Origin of the sequence: Veillonella parvula (assembly GCF_047241225.1) — a bacterium.
Lineage (GTDB): Bacteria > Bacillota > Negativicutes > Veillonellales > Veillonellaceae > Veillonella > Veillonella parvula_O.
The window spans coordinates 228,733-247,675 of record NZ_JBKTIE010000001.1 but is presented as its reverse complement, the minus strand read 5'-3'; the positions used below and the strand labels follow the sequence as shown (position 1 = coordinate 247,675).

At 35.7% G+C, this 18,943-nt stretch carries 19 protein-coding genes and 1 other annotated feature; of the genes, 2 read left to right on the top strand and 17 right to left on the bottom strand.

Going from position 1 to position 18,943, the window contains the following annotated elements; translation table 11 throughout:
- Positions 1-8: 8 nt before the first annotated feature.
- The 6 genes from ACLRYO_RS01140 to ACLRYO_RS01115 all read right to left on the bottom strand — a co-directional run bounded on the left by ACLRYO_RS01140 (position 9) and on the right by ACLRYO_RS01115 (position 6,472).
- Positions 9-1,010, bottom strand: coding sequence for a restriction endonuclease subunit S (locus ACLRYO_RS01140; protein ID WP_413084634.1), 1,002 nt, complete (start codon positions 1,008-1,010; stop codon positions 9-11).
- A gap of 39 nt (positions 1,011-1,049) precedes the next feature.
- Complete coding sequence (gene xerA, locus ACLRYO_RS01135; RefSeq protein ID WP_413084633.1) at positions 1,050-2,021, bottom strand: site-specific tyrosine recombinase/integron integrase; 972 nt, start codon at positions 2,019-2,021, stop codon at positions 1,050-1,052.
- Positions 2,022-2,065: 44 nt separating this feature from the next.
- Positions 2,066-3,196, bottom strand: coding sequence for a restriction endonuclease subunit S (locus tag ACLRYO_RS01130; RefSeq protein ID WP_413084631.1), 1,131 nt, complete (start codon positions 3,194-3,196; stop codon positions 2,066-2,068).
- Between the two features lie 21 nt (positions 3,197-3,217).
- A complete protein-coding gene (locus ACLRYO_RS01125) occupies positions 3,218-4,756 on the bottom strand; it encodes an N-6 DNA methylase (protein ID WP_413084630.1) in 1,539 nt (512 codons plus the stop codon).
- Positions 4,757-4,881: 125 nt separating this feature from the next.
- Complete coding sequence (locus ACLRYO_RS01120; protein ID WP_413084629.1) at positions 4,882-5,274, bottom strand: MmcQ/YjbR family DNA-binding protein; 393 nt, start codon at positions 5,272-5,274, stop codon at positions 4,882-4,884.
- Complete coding sequence (locus tag ACLRYO_RS01115) at positions 5,252-6,472, bottom strand: hypothetical protein (RefSeq protein WP_413084628.1); 1,221 nt, start codon at positions 6,470-6,472, stop codon at positions 5,252-5,254. Before ACLRYO_RS01115 ends, ACLRYO_RS01120 begins: the two co-directional genes overlap by 23 nt.
- A 109-nt stretch (positions 6,473-6,581) precedes the next feature.
- On the opposite strand from ACLRYO_RS01115, the gene ACLRYO_RS01110 reads away from it, so the two are divergent.
- Complete coding sequence (locus ACLRYO_RS01110; protein WP_038125447.1) at positions 6,582-6,818, top strand: hypothetical protein; 237 nt, start codon at positions 6,582-6,584, stop codon at positions 6,816-6,818.
- A gap of 122 nt (positions 6,819-6,940) precedes the next feature.
- On the opposite strand, the gene ACLRYO_RS01105 is transcribed toward ACLRYO_RS01110, so the two are convergent.
- From ACLRYO_RS01105 to infC, 5 genes are all read right to left on the bottom strand, one after another.
- On the bottom strand, positions 6,941-7,582 hold the full coding sequence (locus ACLRYO_RS01105) for a PdaC/SigV domain-containing protein (protein WP_413084627.1): 642 nt from the start codon (positions 7,580-7,582) through the stop codon (positions 6,941-6,943).
- Positions 7,583-7,849: 267 nt separating this feature from the next.
- Positions 7,850-8,404 carry a hypothetical protein gene (locus tag ACLRYO_RS01100; protein WP_004697253.1) on the bottom strand — a complete coding sequence of 185 codons (555 nt, stop codon included), beginning with the start codon at positions 8,402-8,404 and terminating at the stop codon, positions 7,850-7,852.
- Between the two features lie 143 nt (positions 8,405-8,547).
- Positions 8,548-8,898 carry a 50S ribosomal protein L20 gene (rplT, locus tag ACLRYO_RS01095; RefSeq protein WP_004696335.1) on the bottom strand — a complete coding sequence of 117 codons (351 nt, stop codon included), beginning with the start codon at positions 8,896-8,898 and terminating at the stop codon, positions 8,548-8,550.
- A gap of 46 nt (positions 8,899-8,944) precedes the next feature.
- Positions 8,945-9,142 (bottom strand): 50S ribosomal protein L35, encoded by a 198-nt coding sequence (gene rpmI / locus ACLRYO_RS01090; protein WP_004696338.1) that lies wholly within the window; start codon positions 9,140-9,142, stop codon positions 8,945-8,947.
- A gap of 20 nt (positions 9,143-9,162) precedes the next feature.
- Positions 9,163-9,681, bottom strand: coding sequence for a translation initiation factor IF-3 (infC, locus tag ACLRYO_RS01085; RefSeq protein WP_038150063.1), 519 nt, complete (start codon positions 9,679-9,681; stop codon positions 9,163-9,165).
- Between the two features lie 493 nt (positions 9,682-10,174).
- On the opposite strand from infC, the gene ACLRYO_RS01080 reads away from it, so the two are divergent.
- Positions 10,175-11,668, top strand: coding sequence for a DASS family sodium-coupled anion symporter (locus tag ACLRYO_RS01080; protein WP_413084626.1), 1,494 nt, complete (start codon positions 10,175-10,177; stop codon positions 11,666-11,668).
- Between the two features lie 164 nt (positions 11,669-11,832).
- Here ACLRYO_RS01080 and ACLRYO_RS01075 read toward each other — a convergent pair whose 3' ends face one another.
- The 6 genes from ACLRYO_RS01075 to ACLRYO_RS01050 form a co-directional block, all read right to left on the bottom strand.
- Complete coding sequence (locus tag ACLRYO_RS01075; protein WP_119563184.1) at positions 11,833-13,038, bottom strand: MFS transporter; 1,206 nt, start codon at positions 13,036-13,038, stop codon at positions 11,833-11,835.
- 158 nt (positions 13,039-13,196) lie between these two features.
- The gene (gene thrS / locus ACLRYO_RS01070; RefSeq protein WP_281782916.1) at positions 13,197-15,107 is read right to left on the bottom strand and encodes a threonine--tRNA ligase; all 1,911 of its coding nucleotides are present in this window, start codon (positions 15,105-15,107) and stop codon (positions 13,197-13,199) included.
- Between the two features lie 141 nt (positions 15,108-15,248).
- Positions 15,249-15,481 (bottom strand) — a binding site (T-box leader).
- A gap of 236 nt (positions 15,482-15,717) precedes the next feature.
- Complete coding sequence (locus ACLRYO_RS01065) at positions 15,718-16,707, bottom strand: hypothetical protein (RefSeq protein ID WP_281782915.1); 990 nt, start codon at positions 16,705-16,707, stop codon at positions 15,718-15,720.
- Positions 16,708-16,802: 95 nt separating this feature from the next.
- Positions 16,803-17,084, bottom strand: coding sequence for a DUF4911 domain-containing protein (locus tag ACLRYO_RS01060; protein ID WP_413084625.1), 282 nt, complete (start codon positions 17,082-17,084; stop codon positions 16,803-16,805).
- A gap of 3 nt (positions 17,085-17,087) precedes the next feature.
- Positions 17,088-18,332, bottom strand: coding sequence for a peptidase U32 family protein (locus tag ACLRYO_RS01055; protein WP_038150033.1), 1,245 nt, complete (start codon positions 18,330-18,332; stop codon positions 17,088-17,090).
- Positions 18,332-18,940: an O-methyltransferase gene (locus ACLRYO_RS01050; protein ID WP_119563189.1), complete on the bottom strand. Its 609-nt coding sequence runs from the start codon at positions 18,938-18,940 to the stop codon at positions 18,332-18,334. The genes ACLRYO_RS01055 and ACLRYO_RS01050 overlap by 1 nt, the downstream gene beginning before the upstream one ends.
- Positions 18,941-18,943 lie beyond the last annotated feature (3 nt).

The window sequence follows — 18,943 nt, the reverse complement described above, 5'->3', positions numbered from 1 at the left end:
TACACTATTTAGGCAAATTTCAATTTGTTGATTTGAGAATGATATAAAGCAAATCTATTTACCGTGTCGATATCTGGCAATGGTATTACAACAGAATTAAGCATCTTTGTTGTTACCTGATTAATAGTGGTTGTAGATCCAACTGAAATAAGTCGTCTAAAAGCCTGACTTCTAAAGTATTCAAACAAATATACATAGTACTTACTAGATATTGCCATCATAAAAGCCCCATATGTTGTATTCAATATATCATTTTCAATAAGAGCAACTTTACCAACTAATGATTGGCTCCCATTTCTAGCACACATTAAAATATCATGTTTTTTTAACAACAACTTAGCCTCAACCTTACTATCAACATATATAGTATCTTCATAACATAATTGGCTATTTTGTATGTTTCCTGATCTTAAAACAGCTGTTCCACTACTTGATACCGCTTCAGGCTTATAGGTCAAGCCAATTCTATATTCTGCTATGTCACTTAATTTAACTAACGGCCAATTCAAAGTATTAAGAACAACATCACCAAATAACTCAACAAATCGGGATTTGATAAGTAAATCATATTGATCTAAAACATTTTTATATGTACTCAAATGGCTATCAATTAACTCCAATATTTGTCCAATATGTTTTTGTTCACTATATTCTCTAACCTTAACTTTTCTTTTTTTATAATCTTTAAAATATATATGTGGAATTGTTGCTCCAGTATTAGATTTACCTAAATCTAAATATTTAATAAGATAATACAAATACTTCAAATCAACATTTTCTCTTGGGAATAAATATTGAATAGTACCAATAACAGATGAATTAGCAGGTAATTGCATTACTCTACCTACACCAGCTCCATCTTTAATAAGTCCTAAATAAGGTTTACTTTGATGAAAAAAATCAACTTTCGTTATTTCACCAGCTGCACCATATACTGGATAAATACCACTATCAAATAATAAATCTTTTTGAGCTAAACTAGATGATCCTTTATCACATAATTCAGCCAATATCATAAAACTCATTTTGCTCACCAAATATGAATTTGATTATCCGATAAATTTTCTATGAGATATTTTTACATTGGATTGATTAACCATTGCATAATGCATTGTAGTATCAATTTGTTGATGGCCTAATAGCTTCTGTACTTGTTCAATAGGCATGCCTTTATCAATAGCTCTTGTTGCCATAGACCGCCTAAACTTATGAGGATGTACCCTCTGGTCTAATAAAGCTAATCGACCTAACTTTCTAAGTCTAATTTCTACACCACTAATTTTTAATCTTTCAAAAGGACTATCTAATGTAACAAATAATGCTTCATTATAGTCCTTTCTTTGTTCCAAATATCGTTTAAGATGAACTTTAGATTTAGCATCAAAATAAACCTTACGTTGTTTATTTCCTTTGCCATAAACAATACATTCTCTTTCTTCAAAATTTATATCACCTATATTAAGGTTCACTAATTCACCTACCCGAATACCTGTTGAGTACAAAATATCTATCATCGCTAAATCACGAATATGTAAACATGAATCTCGAAGCTTTTCGATACACTCTTCAGATAATGTTTCTTTGACTTTACTACCGGTTCTTATCTTATGAATTCGTCTAATTGGACTTTTAATTATGTAATCCTCCGCTTCAAGCCAGGAGAAAAAGCTAGAAAGATTTCTTCTAATATTATCTACAGTAGTTTTACTACAATTATTTCTTAATTGATATTCTACCAAATAAGATCTCAAATCATCAGTTTGAACCTGGCGTAGTGGCGTAACTATTATACTAAGCATATGTTCAATAGTCGCTTTATAATAAGCTAATGTTCGTTCTGAACAACCTTCAATTCTTTTAGCAGAAATAAACATATCCATATACTCAATATTTGTATATGGATATGTTTGATTATTCTGTGTATTTAAATTTTTTTGTAAAACAATCTGTAAAGTATATAACTCTTTAGCAGATAAAACTTCACTCATATCATGTAAAATATCATTAATTAATTGTTGCATAGGTATACCTCTTTTCTTTTTTATATTAGTATACCAAAAGAATATTAACCAAAATATTCTTGCATCAATGAGTCCATTAATAACTGAGTCTCATCAATAGACTTTTGAACATCAGATTTCAATTTGTTGATTTGCTCCACTATCTTTTCAAATCTAGCGATTTCTAATAAAGGTGGAAATATCACTTCTAAATTTTCTACTTGGGTTTTAGTTAATGCTTCTCGTGTAGCTCCATTTTTATTGGATAATAATAACAAATACTCTTGATATGATTCATTTGTTAAGCAATATTCTAAAAAAACACTTGAAATCCTACATTGCCTAATAATACAGACATGTTGATTTACTCTTGCAGGTAAAATATCGCCAGGGACAGTGCAACAGCGAGCCACCGATGCTCCTGTAATATTTAATAATAAATCACCAGAAAATAGTTCTACCTGGGAAAGCTGATTTGCCAAAAATTCATCGATATAGACTAAATTTTCTTTTTTAAAAGTATTATTATAAATATTCATACTTCTAATAAAAGCTATACCCTCCTCAATATAATTTAAATCTCCACCACGTGGAGTAAATCCTGAGCCAATTTTTTGTGAAATATCTTTTAACTTAAAGATAGGATATTTCTTATCATTTATTATAGGATTTCCAAACATCTCAACAAATCGGGATTTGATAAGTAAATTATACAATCTCAATAGATTTTCTTTAACTTCAATTTGTCGTTGCACAACTTGTAAGATATTACTAATCTTGATTTGTTCAGAAAAGGGTTTACAATCAATAATTAAATTTTCTAATTGAGTTCGATTAATAGACTCAAATGTACTTCCTGTTGATATATGTTTTAATTGAGGCTTCAAATATTTTAAATAATAATATAAATACATCATATCAACATCAGATTTACAAGTTATTGCAGCCAAGCCTCTACCAATACAACTTTGCGCATTATTTATATTTAGATCCCCGACAGGTGCCCTAACAGAGATTAAGATATCGTTTGGTTTGGCCTCTTTTTTAGATTTCATACACCATATTTTAGGTGTAGGATTTATTCTACCAAAATCCGCTTTTCCCTGATAAAAGGGAAGTCCTATTTTATCATAGTTATAGAACTTAGAGTCAGGAGATTGTCCCATTTGAATCTCAACAAGATCTTTTAAATACATATTATCTCACCAAATATGAATTTATTCATTTAATAATCGTTCTAGCTCAGCTGTATCAGCCATAATTTGCTCATTTAAAGCTTTAATATTAGCTAATATTTCACTAGTTGGAGGATATTCGACCGGGATATATTCAATCTCTTTATATTTATTAATAGATAAATCATATCCATTATCCACGATTTCTTCTTTAGGTATTAAAAAGCTTTGTTCAGTACGCTTCCGTTCACTTTCACTATCAATATGTTCAAAACGATCAATAATATCAGCAATGTCATTATCTTCAATAGGTTGTCGTTTATCATCTAAACTAAAACCATCTGCTTTCATATCATAAAACCAAACATTATCAGTTCCACCGGCTTGAGTTTTCGTAAAAATCATAATCGCTGTAGACACTCCTGCATAAGGTTTGAAAACCCCTGAAGGCATAGATATTATTGCACGCAAATGATGATTCTCAATAATTTCTTTTCGTAGAGCTACATGTGCTTTAGATGAACCAAATAGAACCCCATCAGGTACAATACAAGCACAAGTACCACCTTTTTTCAAAATTCTTAAAAATAGTGCTAAAAATAAGAGCTCTGTTTTTTTTGTATTATTGGTAATACTGCGTAAATCACCATGAACTGTAGCAGCATTTAAACTTCCCTTAAAAGGTGGATTTGCTAAACAAATAGTATATGCATCATGTACAGTATTTTGTTTCGATAAGCTATCTTTATAATCAACCTGAGGATATTTGATGGAATGTAACATTAAGTTCATTGCAGATATACGAAGCATTGTTGTATCTGTATCAAATCCACTAAACATGCTACTCTCATAGTGTTTCCAATCATTTCTATCCATTTTTTCACTATGATTAGCTCTAACATATTCCGCAGCAGATACTAAAAAACCTGCTGTACCGCAGGCAGGATCACAAATTATATCCTTTGGTGTAGGCTTTAATAATCGAACCATCATTTCACGTATATGCTTTGGTGTTCTAAATTGACCATTCTTTCCAGCTGTAGATAATTTTGAAAGCATATATTCATACAAATCACCTTGCATATCTAAATTCGCAATGTCATGAGTATATAAATCATCCAATCCAGTAATAATTTTTTCAAGTACTTGTGCAGTCGGAACTATGAAAGTAGCTGTAGACATATGCTTAGCAAAGAAATCAAAACCATCCTTTGTTTCATCAGTATCTGGAATTGGTATTAACTTTCCATGTTCATCAAAATCTGGCAATTTTCCATGTTTCATAGCTTTAATGGCTGGAAATACAAAATTAGAAACAATATTGTAGATTTCATCAGCGTTTCTAAATTTAAAATTACTCCAACGCATAGCTTGGCCAATATCCGACTCTGGAAAGATTAATTCCACATCTGCACCAAGTAAAGTCTTACTACGAATATTATTAATTTCTTGATCATCCAATGCACGTATAAACATTAAATATGTAATTTGTTCAATTACAGATAAAGGATTGGTTAAGCCTGCCGCCCAGACATTTTCCCATATCTTATCTACTTTATTCTTAATTTCTCCTGTTATCATATGCATTCCCCTATATAATAGATTACATGTTTCTTTCATAATAACATAATTTTTATTCTAATAATATCCATAAAAATAACTGACTACAAAACGTAGTCAGCTATTTTATATTAAAATTAATACTTTTACTTCTTCTCTACCAATCGATAGCTCATATCGACCATCATCTTTAGCTTTTCTAGATCCTCATAACGTTCTATATCCACCGATATCCAGTGGCGTTTATTCATATGATAGGCAGGATAAATTCCCTTTTCATGAATTAGGTTTGGAATCAAATCAGGTTCACATTTTAGATTGACTACATCCATGAGTTCATTTATTTCCAGACCTACTTGATAACCCTTAACGGTAAAAATTCCAACAAACCATTTCTGATTATCTCTACGCCGAATAATGATATAATTAGGGTATTTATCCCACGGATAATCAACATCACAGATATATTCTTGTTGTAGATGCTTAATCAAATCATTACGATTCATCATTTTTCCCTTATTTTCCAGATGATTTTTCATATATACCTTTAAGCATAGCTCCCATTCCAGCTTGGCTTTTAGCGTATTTATCTTTGTCATTTGCATTGTCTACATATTGAACTATATCGCGTAAGTCTTTTGATGGTGTTTTATACTCTAAATCGGCCATTATAAAGTGAGTATATAAATATTTATCATCATATAGTGATTGAATGTACATTCTAGATGCAGATCGTTCAACTTCCATATACATAGCAGGAGTAGCATCATTCCAAACTGTTGCGTATTGAATTGGCTTAAAATCAGAATATGGCTTATACATAATGAAGAATCGTATCAATTTATAATTAATTTGATGACGATTAGCCAACTCTTCCGGTTTTAATTCTCTCACCATGATACCTTCACGATATTTTTTACCATCATAGATATAAATTGCATCATTATCAGGGCCATGATACACTAAATCACTTGATTTTAACGTTTGGAACGTGAATCCATTAATAGTTATTGGTTTTGTTTTTGAAAGTATTTGTTTTGCTGGTTCAATTGAAGGTAGTACATAATTAACTAATGGTGACATTAGCTCTTTATACACGTACTCCTGATCATGTGTCTTTAATAGTTCTAGTTCCTTTTTCTTAATCAAATCATAACTAATATAATAAGACAGCGAAGAATCAGATTTCACACCAAAGTTAATAGCCCCTTCTAAAGCTCCACTTTTAGTCTGCCCAATCTCCCATGTAGCATTTCTAACAGTAGGATACGAGAACGAATTTTCCTTAGCTTGGCTTTCACCACTCTTACGAATAGTATAATGTAGGTTGCCCTCAATTAAACGAAAATTCCCTTTTTTAATATCTGTAGTTAATGGATCCCCTTTTATAGTTTTACCGAACTGGCTACTCTCTGGCAAAGTAAATTTGATATTTGCCCCATTATCCTTAAGAATAAAAACAGAAGAAGACTGTTTTGTAGAATGATACAATTCTTTTGTAAAGTATAGCAACTCATCTAGTGTCCATTTTTTAGACATATTATTAGCATATTCATCTCGTATCTGATTAGCTATAATATTTTCAGTCTTTTGGACTTCATTACCAGTCTTACGATAATTCTGATATGCATCCTTCGATATTGTAGGATCCGCACCTGGTATATTAATATCAATTGCTTGGCTACCTAATGTCACAAAACTAAAACATAGTGCAGCCATTAACGCACGTTTCATCATAAACTCTCATCCTTTCACATAATGTCTCCCCAATATTATATATAGAATATCATATTTTATTTGACTCATAGTAGTATAATATAAATATAGGAACAAGGAGGTAATTACTATGAAATTTACAAAACGTATACTCATCATGACTGCTTTAGCCGTAACCGCTGTTGTATCTACTGGATTTGCTTACGATTATGTATGCAATAACTCTCAGTACAATTGCAACACTAACACACAATACAACTCCGATAACAATACGAACAATACTAACTATGCACCAGGCACCAATAACAACCAAAATTATTGCGGTCCAAACTCTAATACTAGAGGATGCGGCGGATTTAGAAGATAATATGGTAAATACGATAAAGGCCTATAGTACTAAAAATGTACTATAGGCTTTTGTCGTATATTACAAGAATACTATTTAATTCATCAAAATACAGTTAGGATCAATATAGCAACATACTTTTATCAGGAGTTCATTCTGTTAAAGTATTCAATGGCTTTTGGTGTAAAACCAATATAGGTATTACCAGCTGCGTACGGTCCTAGTTCATATGGTTGGTAAACTAGATCAATGTTCCCCTTACCGCGTAAGCAATAGTTATCGGTTACATATTTTACACTCCATCCATTTGGAATATAGCTCTTTGTATGATTACCTGTATAATAACTTAATACATGGGATCGTAAGCCGTTATCCAATTGTGCTGCATTCGCAATTTTTATATAGTTATATAATGGAATGCTTTGACCTGTTACTTTATTATATACAAGACCTCTTGTATTATACATACCATGAGCAGCTCCGGCGTAGTAATAATAGGTAGTTAGTAGGATTGAAACAACTTGACTATCCTCATAGGTAACCTTATAGTTTTGAGAAACTTGATAAATATGTTGGTTGTAATACATATCCTTTGCTTCGAGTACATAATTTGCAATATCTGTATTAATAACTCTTTGAGCATAAGCATGATCTGTATAAACTAAAGGATACTTTAAATCTAAATTTACATCTGATTGACTGCCTGTAACAACAGTTGCATACGTTGGTACAGTTAACATAACACCTAACATAGAGGTCATACATAGCTTTTTAAAGATTCCCATAATAATGTCTCCTTTTACAAGCACCTTAAATAGGTTTATTACTATGTTAGTTCTACAAGCTATAATAAAACTCCTCTTTTATATTTTACTTTTTTGATAGTTTATTTCACTTTATAAAACAGCTAAAACGATTTAGTATTTTACACTAAAATATAAATGTAGCTATATCATACTTTCACCATACAAAAAGGACCCTCCAAAGAGAGTCCTTAATCTGTATTATTATGCTATTAAGCGTTTTTAGCTACTTCCATAAACTCATTTATCTTATTTCTTATGAAGAGTCATATTTTCAAAAGTTGTACCATAAGCTTCTTTAAAGATATAGTTACCTACAACATATTTAGGATCATGCAAAGCTACATCAACGTATTGTTCTGGAATATTGCCGAAATTACCTAAAGCCACACCTTCATAATTAAAATCTTCCACACTATTTATTGTTAATTTCATACCAGAGCTAGCTTGTTTAGCATATATGAGAAGTGAATAGTCTTGTGCATACTGTGGAGTACGTAATACGCTGGCTACAGAATGGTTTATATCATAACGATAAGTAACTAAAACCTTGTGAATATATGAGTTAGTTCTACGACTATTATTATTTTCAACCTCATATACAACGGCCTGTGCTTTATAAATAAACTCATTCTCTTCTACTCTTTTAATGGAACTTTTATCTACAAAATACGTAATAGCATTTTTTCCTGTAAGAATAGGAACATTGTTCTTATCATTTTTAATTGCTTCCATCGATATAGCTTGGATCTGTAATGGTATTACTATACATACTAACAATAACATAGAAAATAATTTTTTCATTATTTTAATTCCCCTCTTTTAATATTTATCACACACATTCTATGTATAGAATATCATATTATAAAAGTTATTGATAATCTATTACTTTCACCACATAAAAAAGGACCCTCCAAAGAGAGTCCTCAATGTATATGATTATGCTATTAAGCGTTTTTAGCTACTTCAACAAGTTTAGCGAATGCTGCTGCATCGTTAACTGCCAAGTCAGCCAACATTTTACGGTTTACTTCAACGCCTGCTTTAGCTAAACCAGCGATGAAACGACTGTAAGTTGTACCGTTGATGCGAGCCGCTGCGTTGATACGAGCGATCCACAATTGACGGAATTCGCGTTTTTTCGCACGACGGTCACGACGAGCGTAGTACAACGCTTTCATTACTGTTTCGTTAGCTTTTTTGAACAAACGGGAACGTGTACCGCGGTAACCTTTAGCTAATTTTAAAATCTTTTTATGACGTGCATGAGCTGTAACGCCCTTTTTCACTCTTGCCATTGTATATTCCTCCTAAATTACGATGTATCGATCTAATAGTTAACGATTAAGCGTATGGTAAGCATTTAGCTACGCGTTTGTGGTCAGCTTTTGCAACCAATGTAGCTTTACGTAAATTACGTTTACGAGCTGGAGATTTTTTCTCAAGAATGTGGCTTTTGAAAGCTTTCGCACGCTTGAATTCACCAGTACCAGTTACTGCGAAACGTTTAGCCGCTGCGCGACGAGTTTTAATTTTTGGCATAATATAATCCTCCCAATACCTTATTTACTTACTAAAATCATGGTCATGTTACGACCTTCTAATTTAGCTGCTTTTTCAATAGACGCCGTTTCTTTGAGTTCTTCAGCAAAACGTGTCAACACTGCCATGCCTAGTTCTGGATGTGAAAGTTCACGACCGCGGAACATAATGGTTACTTTTACTTTGTTACCTTCAGCCAAGAATTTGGATGCGTTTTTCATTTTTACGTAAAAGTCATGGTCTTCAATATGTGGACGTAATTTGACTTCTTTCAAAGTTACGATTTTTTGTTTCTTTTTCGCTTCTTTCTCGCGTTTTTGTTGTTCATAACGATATTTACCGTAGTTCATAATGCGAGCTACTGGTGGTTTAGCGTTAGGTGCAATTTCCACAAGATCAAGATGCTGTTCTTCAGCCAATGCCAACGCCTCACGGCCAGACATAATACCGATTTGTTCGTTTTCAGGACCTACGACACGAAGTTCACGAGCACGAATCTCTTCATTAATGCGTGGTGTATCCTTGCTAATAGCGTTCACCTCCAAGAGAATAAAAAAAACGGACGGCAAACACCATCCGAATAGAATTCTCTATATTAACCTCATACTTCTTGGTATTAGGTGAGTGGCGGATGGCCTCTGCTTCATAAATTACTTAATTATAATAACAAATTAGATAGTGAAAGTCAACAACAATCTTAAGCTGCTCTCAGCAATTTATTATTACAACTCTTTTAGTATAACAGAGATTATAAGTTCTGTATATAGGCATACTTACTGACACCTATCCCCCTTTATGTATACAATATTTCTATAATATGATTATTAATTCTATAGAAAAATACGATACAATAATATATATAATATATTCTACCTAGCAAGGTATTATCTAACTGGGTATTATTTAAGTGAGTATTATCTAGCTATGTATTATCTAACTAGATATTATTTAACTGATTATTATCTAACTAAACATTATCTAACTAAGTATTATACAGTAATAGGTATTACACAAACTGAAAGGGGTTTTATCATGAGTGTAACAACTAGCTTGCCTCCTCAAAAGGCTCGTACAACAATTCAAAATATAGGTCTTATTCTTGCCTTTATTGTTTTAGGTAGCATTTTATTATTACCTACACCAGAAACATTATCTACCGGTGGTCATCGTATGATCGGTGTCCTCGCCTTTGCAATCATCTTGTGGATGACATCGGCTGTATCCTATCCGGTAAGTGCGACCATGATTACGGCACTCACTGCCTTATTACTAGGCTTCTCTCCAAATCCAGAAGCGCCAGCGAAAGCTATGGGCACAGCTAATGCCTTAAAATTGATTATTTCAGGTTATTCTTCCCCAGCAATGATTCTCGTCGGTGCCGCTATGTTTATTTCCGTAGCCATGCGTAAAACGGGTCTAGATCGTCGCATAGCCATGCTCGTATTATCTAGTGTAGGTACAAAGGTTAGCCGTATCTATTTAGGTGTTATTATTACAGGTCTTATTCTAGCCTTCTTTGTACCGAGTGCAACGGCTCGTATCGCTTGTCTCGCTCCAATTATTATCGGTATCGTTGAAAACTTAGGTATTGAACGTAAAAGCCGTGTAGCAGCCCTACTCATGGTAGGTGCCGTACAAGCAGATACATTTTGGAATATTATGATTCAAACAGCTGCCGCTCAAAACCTCGTAGCTGTTGGGTTTATGCAAACACAGATGAATACATCTGTAAGTTGGATTGATTGGCTCACAGCAGCTGCACCGTTCTCCATAATTATGGCTGTTATTACTTACTTTGTAACGCAAGCTTTTATCAAACCTGAGTTTAAAGAGCTCGTTGGCGGTGATGTACAACTCGCTAAAATGCGTAAAGAAATCGGTCCAATGACATTTGATGAAAAGAAACTATTATGCATCTCTATTGGTTTATTAGCATTGTGGGCAACGGGAGGTAAATTACATACCATCGATACTACAACAACTACAATTATAGCAATTGCCTTATTCTTCTTCCCTAAAATTGGCATTATGGACTGGAAATTTGCACAGCCAAACATCGACTGGGGATCGATTGTTATGTTTGGGGCTGGTATCGGTCTTGGTTCCGTATTACTTAAAACGAAAGCGGCCACCTGGCTCGCACAAGTATTCGTAAATGCTTTCTCCCTTGAAACGGCAAGCGTATTCCTTTTGATTGCTATTATGGCTGCCTTCCTAATTTTAATCCATCTTGGATTTGCATCAGCTACAGCCCTCTCTTCTGCCATGATTCCTATCGTAATCTCTATCGTTATGGGACATAACGCAGAAGGACTTAATCCACTTGGCGTAACAATGCTCATGCAATATGCAATCTGCTTCGGTTTAGTATTACCAGTAAACTCACCACAAGGCATGGTAGCTTACGGTACAGATACATTCGACGTAAAAACATTTATGACTACAGGTATTCCATTAACAATTATTGGATATGTAATGATACTCGTATTTGCACTTACATACTGGCACTGGATCGGAATTGCTTAAGTCTAAATATTCTAAATAGACCAAATATTCTAGATAATTCTAATATTTTAAATTAAACATACTATAAAAGGCTCTGTCTTATGACAGAGCCTCTTGATTTTTATATGCATTTCAATATAAAACGTCTATGTTCTTTTCAATGTAAAGCTTTCAAAATTATTTATTTATTCTAATTCCTTACCTTTTAGTTCAGGAATTAAGAATACGGTTGCTAAAATATCGATTACATAGATAATCGCGAGGAAAGCGATTGCCACTTGGTAGGAGTACAGTGAGATGATCATGCCTACTACCATTGGGCTAAAGCCACCTACGGCACGACCAATGTTAAATAATACGTTTTGAGCCGTTGCGCGAGCACTTGTTGGGTATGCTTCCGCCATCAAGGCACCGTAGCCACCCATCATACCATTTACGGAGGCCCCTAAAATAGCACCGGCAAATAGCATAGCTGTTGGATCAGATAGTTGAGAGTAAATCAAGATAGATGCCACAGCACATACTTGGAACAAAATAAATGTCGGTTTACGGCCAATTTTATCAGCCAATCGTCCAAATAACCAAATGCCGACCATCATACCACATACAGTTACGGCAGTCCACAAACCCGATTTTGTAAGAGAAAACCCTAATTGCTTACTTAAGAAGTTAGGCAACCAAATCATAATACCGTAGTAACCAAAGTTTTGAACAGATGTTAAAATAGCAACACCTATAGATGTCTTTGTAGTTCTTACATCTTTTACTAATAACTTGAATGAGTTCGTATGGGAGTGTTCCTTAATTTCTTTACTTTGAACAAAGATTTCTGGTTCATGTAATTTCGCACGGAAGAACCAAGCTACAAAGGCAGGAATAATGCCAACCATGAACATACCACGCCAGCCAATATAAGGGAGTAATACGGGCGTTAACAGTGCTGCGGCCAATACGCCTAACTGCCAACCGATGGCAACATAGCTCGTCGCTTTTGCACGGTGTTGTGCAGGCCATGCTTCAGCTGCTAAGGCCATACCAATACCAAATTCACCGCCTAAGCCGATACCGGCAATTGTACGATATATGAGAAGATCCCAATAACCTTGTGCAAAAGCACATAGACCAGTGAATACAGCAAATAATACAATAGTCCATGTCAACACACGAACACGACCAAACTTATCTGACAAGGTACCAAAGATAAAACCACCAATTACAGCACCTACCAAGGTCCACGTCACAAGGGAACCTGCTTGACCTGTGGTCAAACCTAAGTCCCCTGAAATTAAGCTCAACATAAAGCCGAGAATCAAGAGATCAAACCCATCCATGGCATAGCCAATAGAGGAACCAATAACAGCTTTCCAACCGTATGAATTTACTTCTTTCATAGTCATTTCCTTTCGCTACTCACAGGTAACAATTAAAGCGAATATAATACAAAATCCCCCTCTTATAATCTCATCACTATTAAATTATACAGACTAATTTAAATTGTGCAAGATGTGAGGGGGATTTATAGCATTATAATTACTAGGAGAGTAAATAATTAGTTGCGTTCTTTAATTTCAGTTTTAATAGAATTGAAGAATTCTTCGAATGGTACGGAGCCCAATTCATCGCCACCGTGTTTACGAACGTTAACTGTGCCTTCTTCGACCTCTTTATCACCCACAACAAGCATATATGGAACCTTTGCTATTTGTGCTTGGCGGATTTTATAACCGATTTTTTCGCTGCGATCGTCTACTTCCACACGTACATAGTCGCGGTGCATTTGTTTTGCCAAGTCCTTAGCATATTCAACGTGTTTTTCAGAGATAGGCAAGATTTTAACTTGTACAGGAGCCATCCATGTTGGGAATGCACCTGCATAGTGTTCAGTTAAGATACCGATAAAACGTTCCATGGAGCCGAAGCATGCACGGTGAATCATAATAGGGCGATGTTTTTGACCATCTTCGCCAACATATTCAATTTGGAAACGTTCTGGCAAGTTCATATCCAATTGGATAGTACCACATTGCCATGTACGGCCCAAGGAGTCTTCAATATGGTAGTCAAGTTTAGGACCGTAGAATGCACCATCACCAGGGTTAATTACGTATGGAATGCCTTTTGCTTCGATAGCATTACGCAATGCTTCTGTAGCGGCTTCCCAAATCGCATCATCCCCCATAGCATTGTCTGGTTTAGTGGATAATTCCACATGGTACTTCAAGCCAAATTGGCTATAAATGCGGTCGAATAATTCGATAACTTTCATCAACTCAGATTGCATTTGAGATGGTAACATGAATACGTGAGCATCGTCTTGTGTGAAAGCACGTACCCGGAACAAGCCGTGTAATGCACCAGATAATTCATGACGGTGAACTAGACCAAGTTCAGCGTAACGCAATGGGAAGTCACGGTAAGAGTGCATTTCGTTTTGGTAAACCAAGATACCACCTGGGCAGTTCATAGGTTTAATTGCATATTCTTCTTCGTCGATAATTGTAGTGTACATATTTTCACGGTAATGGAACCAGTGACCAGATGTTTCCCACAATTGTTTGTTCAAGATGATTGGTGTACGGATTTCTTCGTATTCAAATTCATGGTGAACTTCGCGCCAGAAGTTTTCTAATTCGTTGCGAAGAGCCATGCCTTTTGGCAAGAAGAATGGGAAACCAGGACCTTCTTCTTTGATAACAAACAAGCCAAGTTCTTTACCAAGTTTACGATGATCCCGTTTAGCTGCTTCTTCAAGCAAGTGAAGGTATGCGTCAAGTTCTTCTTTCTTTTCAAATGCAGTACCGTAAATACGTTGCAACATTTTGTTCTTTTCATCGCCGCGCCAGTATGCACCTGCAATGCTTTGTAATTTAAAAGCTTTCACTTTGCCAGTGGATGCCACGTGAGGTCCTGCGCAAAGATCAATGAAATCGCCTTGAGAATAACAAGAGATTACAGCATCTTCAGGAAGGTCTTGAATCAATTCTACCTTATAATCTTCATTTTTAGCTTTGAAAAATTCGATAGCTTCTTGACGAGGCATAACGGATTTAGTAATCGGTAAATTTTCTTTTACAATACGGCTCATTTCCTTTTCGATTTTACCCAAATCTTCAGGAGTCAAAGTATGTTCCATATCGATATCATAGTAGAAACCCTTATCGATAGCAGGACCGATAGCCAATTTAGCTTCAGGCCATAAACGTTTAACAGCTTGTGCCAAGATATGAGAAGCTGTATGGCGCAAAGTATGTTTGCCCCCTTCATCTTCGAATGTTAAGAACGCAACTTCAGAACCATCTACAAGTTCTTCGCGAAGGTCTGTTAATTCGCCATTTACGTTTGCAGCTAGTACTTTTTTAGCCAAGCTGTTAGATAGTTGTTTTACTGCTTCCCCAAGAGTAGTGCCAGCAGCGTATTCCTTTGCACTACCATCAGGTAAAATGATTTTTACATCTGCCATTTTTCTTTCCTCCAATTTATAAACTAGGATAGCTTTGATTTTCTACTTTCACCAATATACCTACTTACCACACAATACATAAACATTGAGTAATTAGCTTGTAGAAATTGGGTAATAAAAAAAGACCTTCTATCCCTACAAACAAGGGACGAAGATCATTCGCGGTTCCACCCTAGTTAACTACCTATACCAATATATGTGTATAGTTAATTCACTTCATTAAGCCCGATAACGGTGGCGGCCGTATTTGCCTACTTAGGTTCGACAAATCAGTTTAAAGGGGGTAACTCTAATATATGTGTAAGGCATTTCCAGCATCTGCCTCTCTCTGGTACACAGGGATAAAAGAATCATGTCCTTTGCATCACTTTTACTAGATTATAGTATCATAGAGGACTAAAAAATTCAATACAGTTTAACTGTAAATTTCTTGAAAACTATAAATTGTAATTTTTTAAATCCATAAATTGTAAATCTTCTCTTCATTTATATTGATACATTTATATTTTAAAGAAAACGGCCCGAGAATGATATGGCCCCCTTTACTAGACAACCAGTAAAGGCGGAACATATCAGAATCTCGAGCCATTTTATATACTTTATTTGTATATTAACGTTTGAAGTTTGTAGACAACATAGCACCAATTACTTTTTCCAATTTGCTAGTAGAAAGGTCTGGACCTTTGTAGAGTGTTAAGAGCACGTCATTAGAGTTATCTTGTTTAGATACCATCATAACACCGCTACCACGAGCACCGTTATCATCGTAATCTTTCGCTACAATAACAAGGTTCAAATAATGGTCCTTCATGTATGTGTACACCTTGCTTGTACGTGCAGAGGATCCAATCATTTTTGCCATGTTCATACCACGGTTGAATACGATAGTATTTGCATTATGTGGATTTGCCGCTAATTGTTGCTTCTCTTCCTCATTTAGAGGCATGAGGTTTACCATGAGGGAGTCTCCCATTTTGCCCCGGAACATGGCTGGCATCGTTTCGCGCACATCATCAGGAATGCCTGTGTCAGCAGTCAATTTCAATTCCTTAGGCACGGTCATATATAAAACGCCCTTGCTATTGCGTCCCACCTCTGTAGTACTGAGGTCTACAGCGCTAAGCATAATGGAATCTTTAATGGTCGCCACTTGATTAGCCAATGGTTTTTCAGGAATGCCACGGCTCGCCAATTGTACATCGCCAGATTTAGTTTTCTTCAATGTTTCCACGTCCCAACTTGCACCTTTTTTGTCTGCATCGCTAGCTTCTGTGAAAGCATTCGCCTCGTCTTTTGTGCCTACATATACATACGTTTGAGCCGGGATGATAGTATCTGGTGCGCCAGACTTATTGAAAGCCGCACCGTATACCACATTAGGAATCACAGTAGAACCAATTTGTAAATTGTTGTTAGTTTGGCTTTCAACATCGAAATTGATATTCCCTGTGAAAGTCATATCAGGACCATGGTTGATAACAACCACATCCCCGGCTTGAGGAATGATTACAGGGCCTACAGGGCCCGCCATAGCTACACCTGCCATAGATGCTCCAAGGCAAGCTGTTAATAGTGTGCGTTTCAAAATAGATTGTTTCATAGATATACTCTCATTTCTCTACAATTCGTATACATTTAATATAATTGTAAATCTAGTATAATCACAAAATTCCCTCATACAATTTACAATCATGATTATACTTTATCTTCTATAGTGACATAGTCGGATAAACTACTTAATACTTCAAGCGCCAAAGGCCTTGTAGATGGTGTGCAGCGCAACATGCACCGCCCACTCGTATCTACCGAGGTCATAACACCTAAATATTCATAGCCTTCAATGATGCGATTGATGAAATTCGTATGCTTAGGATCAATGTAAAAGTACACATACGCTTCTTCTCCAGAGGTGGTTAAATCGGGTACATCTGGAAATGCACCAATTGATTTACTCGGCTCTAAGGCTGCACCACTCATAAACTATTCATCCTCTTTAGGTTTGCACTCACGACGCATCATGGAATACGGTTCAAGTGGTGTATCCATGTAAATGCGTACTTTCATTTGTGCGTGAGGTGCTACATCGATAGGATTGCCATCTTCATCTGTCATTTTTTCGATAACAGTTTCAACGAGTTCCCCTTTCGGTTGGCAGAATTCTACCTTATCGCCCACCTTGAAGTTATTACGTTGTTCAAGATCAACGTATTTTTCTTCTTCGTTGTAGCCCATAACTAAACCGATGAAGTCATGGCTCTGCGTATTCGTAGATTTACCATAGTTTTGAGCCGTTTCATCAGGACGACCTTCTGCAAAACCATCTGTATAAGGACGATGGGAAATCTTCTCTAATTCTGCAATCCATTCTGGACGAACATACCAATCTTTACCTTCTTTAAGGTATGTATCAATCGCTGTACGATATACTTTTGCCACTGTGGCACAATAGTGAACTGATTTCATACGTCCTTCGATTTTAAGGCTATCAATACCAGCTTCATAAAGATCTGGAATGCGGTGAATCAAGCACAAGTCTTTAGAGTTAAATATATACGTACCATGTTCATCTTCTTCGATTGGGTAATATTCACCAGGTCGATTAGACTCTACAAGAGAATATTTCCAACGGCAAGATTGAGAACATTGACCACGGTTAGCATCGCGATTACCTGTCATATAGTTAGACAATAAGCAGCGACCGGAGTAAGAGATACACATAGAACCATGTACAAAGGACTCAATTTCAATATCTACATGGTCCTTCATTTCTTTAAGGTCTGCTAAGGATACTTCGCGAGCCGCTACAACACGTGTGGCACCAAGTTCTTTCCACATCTGAACTGTATGCCAATTCGTAGTAGAAGCTTGTGTACTTACGTGAAGCTCTAAACCTGGAGCTACGCGCTTAGCAAGGCTAAAGATACCCATATCGGCAACGATGATAGCATCAACACCGATACTTTCAAGGAATTTCAAATAATCCTCTAAGCCTTCGAAGTCCTCGTTGTGAGGAATGATATTACATGTAACATGAATCTTTTTGCCATGCGCATGTACAAATTCTACAGCTTCCTTTAATTCCTCATCGGAGAAATTAGAGTTACCTGCGCGCAAGCCAAAACGTTTACCTGCGCAATATACGGCATCCGCACCATAGCGGATAGCCATTTTAAGCTTGTCCATATTACCTGCAGGACAAAGCAATTCCATAAAATGTTCTGCCATTATTTGTTGTGCCCTTTCCACACACTCACACTCATACCATCACCCATGGGATAAATGGTGGTGTTAAACAATTCTTTATTTTCAACATATGTTAAGTATTCTTGTAACCGTTTTACGATAGTTTTGAACCGTTTTGGCGGTTCCTTATCGCCCCTTACATAGCCTCTAAAGAGTACATTATCTGCAAGAATGACGCCCCCTTCTTTCACATGTGGCAGAATAAGTTCAAGTTGTTTTAAATATTGCCCCTTTGGTCCATCTAAAAACACTAGATCGTATTCGCCTGTGAGTTCCGTTAAGACTTGAGACGCATCGCCTTTCAGCAATGTAATTTTATCGGTATAATCGGATTGGTTAATATAGTATTTCGCCATTTCATAGCGCACATCATCCAATTCAATGGAGGTAATATGCCCATCCTCTTCGTCGAGTAATGGTGCCATCAACAAAGCGGAGTAACCAATGGCTGTGCCCACCTCTAACACAGAGGTGGGCCGGTATAAACCTATTAATTCTTCAAATAGATGAACCTCAGATTCTCGTAAAATCGGCACATCATTAATCATCGCGTAAATACGCTGTTCATTTAAAATATCATTTAATATCATGAA

Coding starts and splice junctions, on each gene's coding strand:
- ACLRYO_RS01075 (WP_119563184.1), bottom strand. CDS start 13,038: ATGAAAGAAGTAAATTCATACGGTTGGAAAGCTGTTATTGGTTCCTCT.
- ACLRYO_RS01060 (WP_413084625.1), bottom strand. CDS start 17,084: ATGAGTGGTGCAGCCTTAGAGCCGAGTAAATCAATTGGTGCATTTCCA.
- rplT (WP_004696335.1), bottom strand. CDS start 8,898: ATGGCAAGAGTGAAAAAGGGCGTTACAGCTCATGCACGTCATAAAAAG.
- xerA (WP_413084633.1), bottom strand. CDS start 2,021: ATGCAACAATTAATTAATGATATTTTACATGATATGAGTGAAGTTTTA.
- thrS (WP_281782916.1), bottom strand. CDS start 15,107: ATGGCAGATGTAAAAATCATTTTACCTGATGGTAGTGCAAAGGAATAC.
- ACLRYO_RS01120 (WP_413084629.1), bottom strand. CDS start 5,274: ATGAAAAATCATCTGGAAAATAAGGGAAAAATGATGAATCGTAATGAT.
- ACLRYO_RS01110 (WP_038125447.1), top strand. CDS start 6,582: ATGAAATTTACAAAACGTATACTCATCATGACTGCTTTAGCCGTAACC.
- ACLRYO_RS01065 (WP_281782915.1), bottom strand. CDS start 16,707: ATGAAACAATCTATTTTGAAACGCACACTATTAACAGCTTGCCTTGGA.
- ACLRYO_RS01050 (WP_119563189.1), bottom strand. CDS start 18,940: ATGATATTAAATGATATTTTAAATGAACAGCGTATTTACGCGATGATT.
- ACLRYO_RS01055 (WP_038150033.1), bottom strand. CDS start 18,332: ATGGCAGAACATTTTATGGAATTGCTTTGTCCTGCAGGTAATATGGAC.
- ACLRYO_RS01100 (WP_004697253.1), bottom strand. CDS start 8,404: ATGAAAAAATTATTTTCTATGTTATTGTTAGTATGTATAGTAATACCA.
- ACLRYO_RS01130 (WP_413084631.1), bottom strand. CDS start 3,196: ATGTATTTAAAAGATCTTGTTGAGATTCAAATGGGACAATCTCCTGAC.
- ACLRYO_RS01115 (WP_413084628.1), bottom strand. CDS start 6,472: ATGATGAAACGTGCGTTAATGGCTGCACTATGTTTTAGTTTTGTGACA.
- ACLRYO_RS01105 (WP_413084627.1), bottom strand. CDS start 7,582: ATGGGAATCTTTAAAAAGCTATGTATGACCTCTATGTTAGGTGTTATG.
- ACLRYO_RS01125 (WP_413084630.1), bottom strand. CDS start 4,756: ATGATAACAGGAGAAATTAAGAATAAAGTAGATAAGATATGGGAAAAT.
- rpmI (WP_004696338.1), bottom strand. CDS start 9,142: ATGCCAAAAATTAAAACTCGTCGCGCAGCGGCTAAACGTTTCGCAGTA.
- ACLRYO_RS01080 (WP_413084626.1), top strand. CDS start 10,175: ATGAGTGTAACAACTAGCTTGCCTCCTCAAAAGGCTCGTACAACAATT.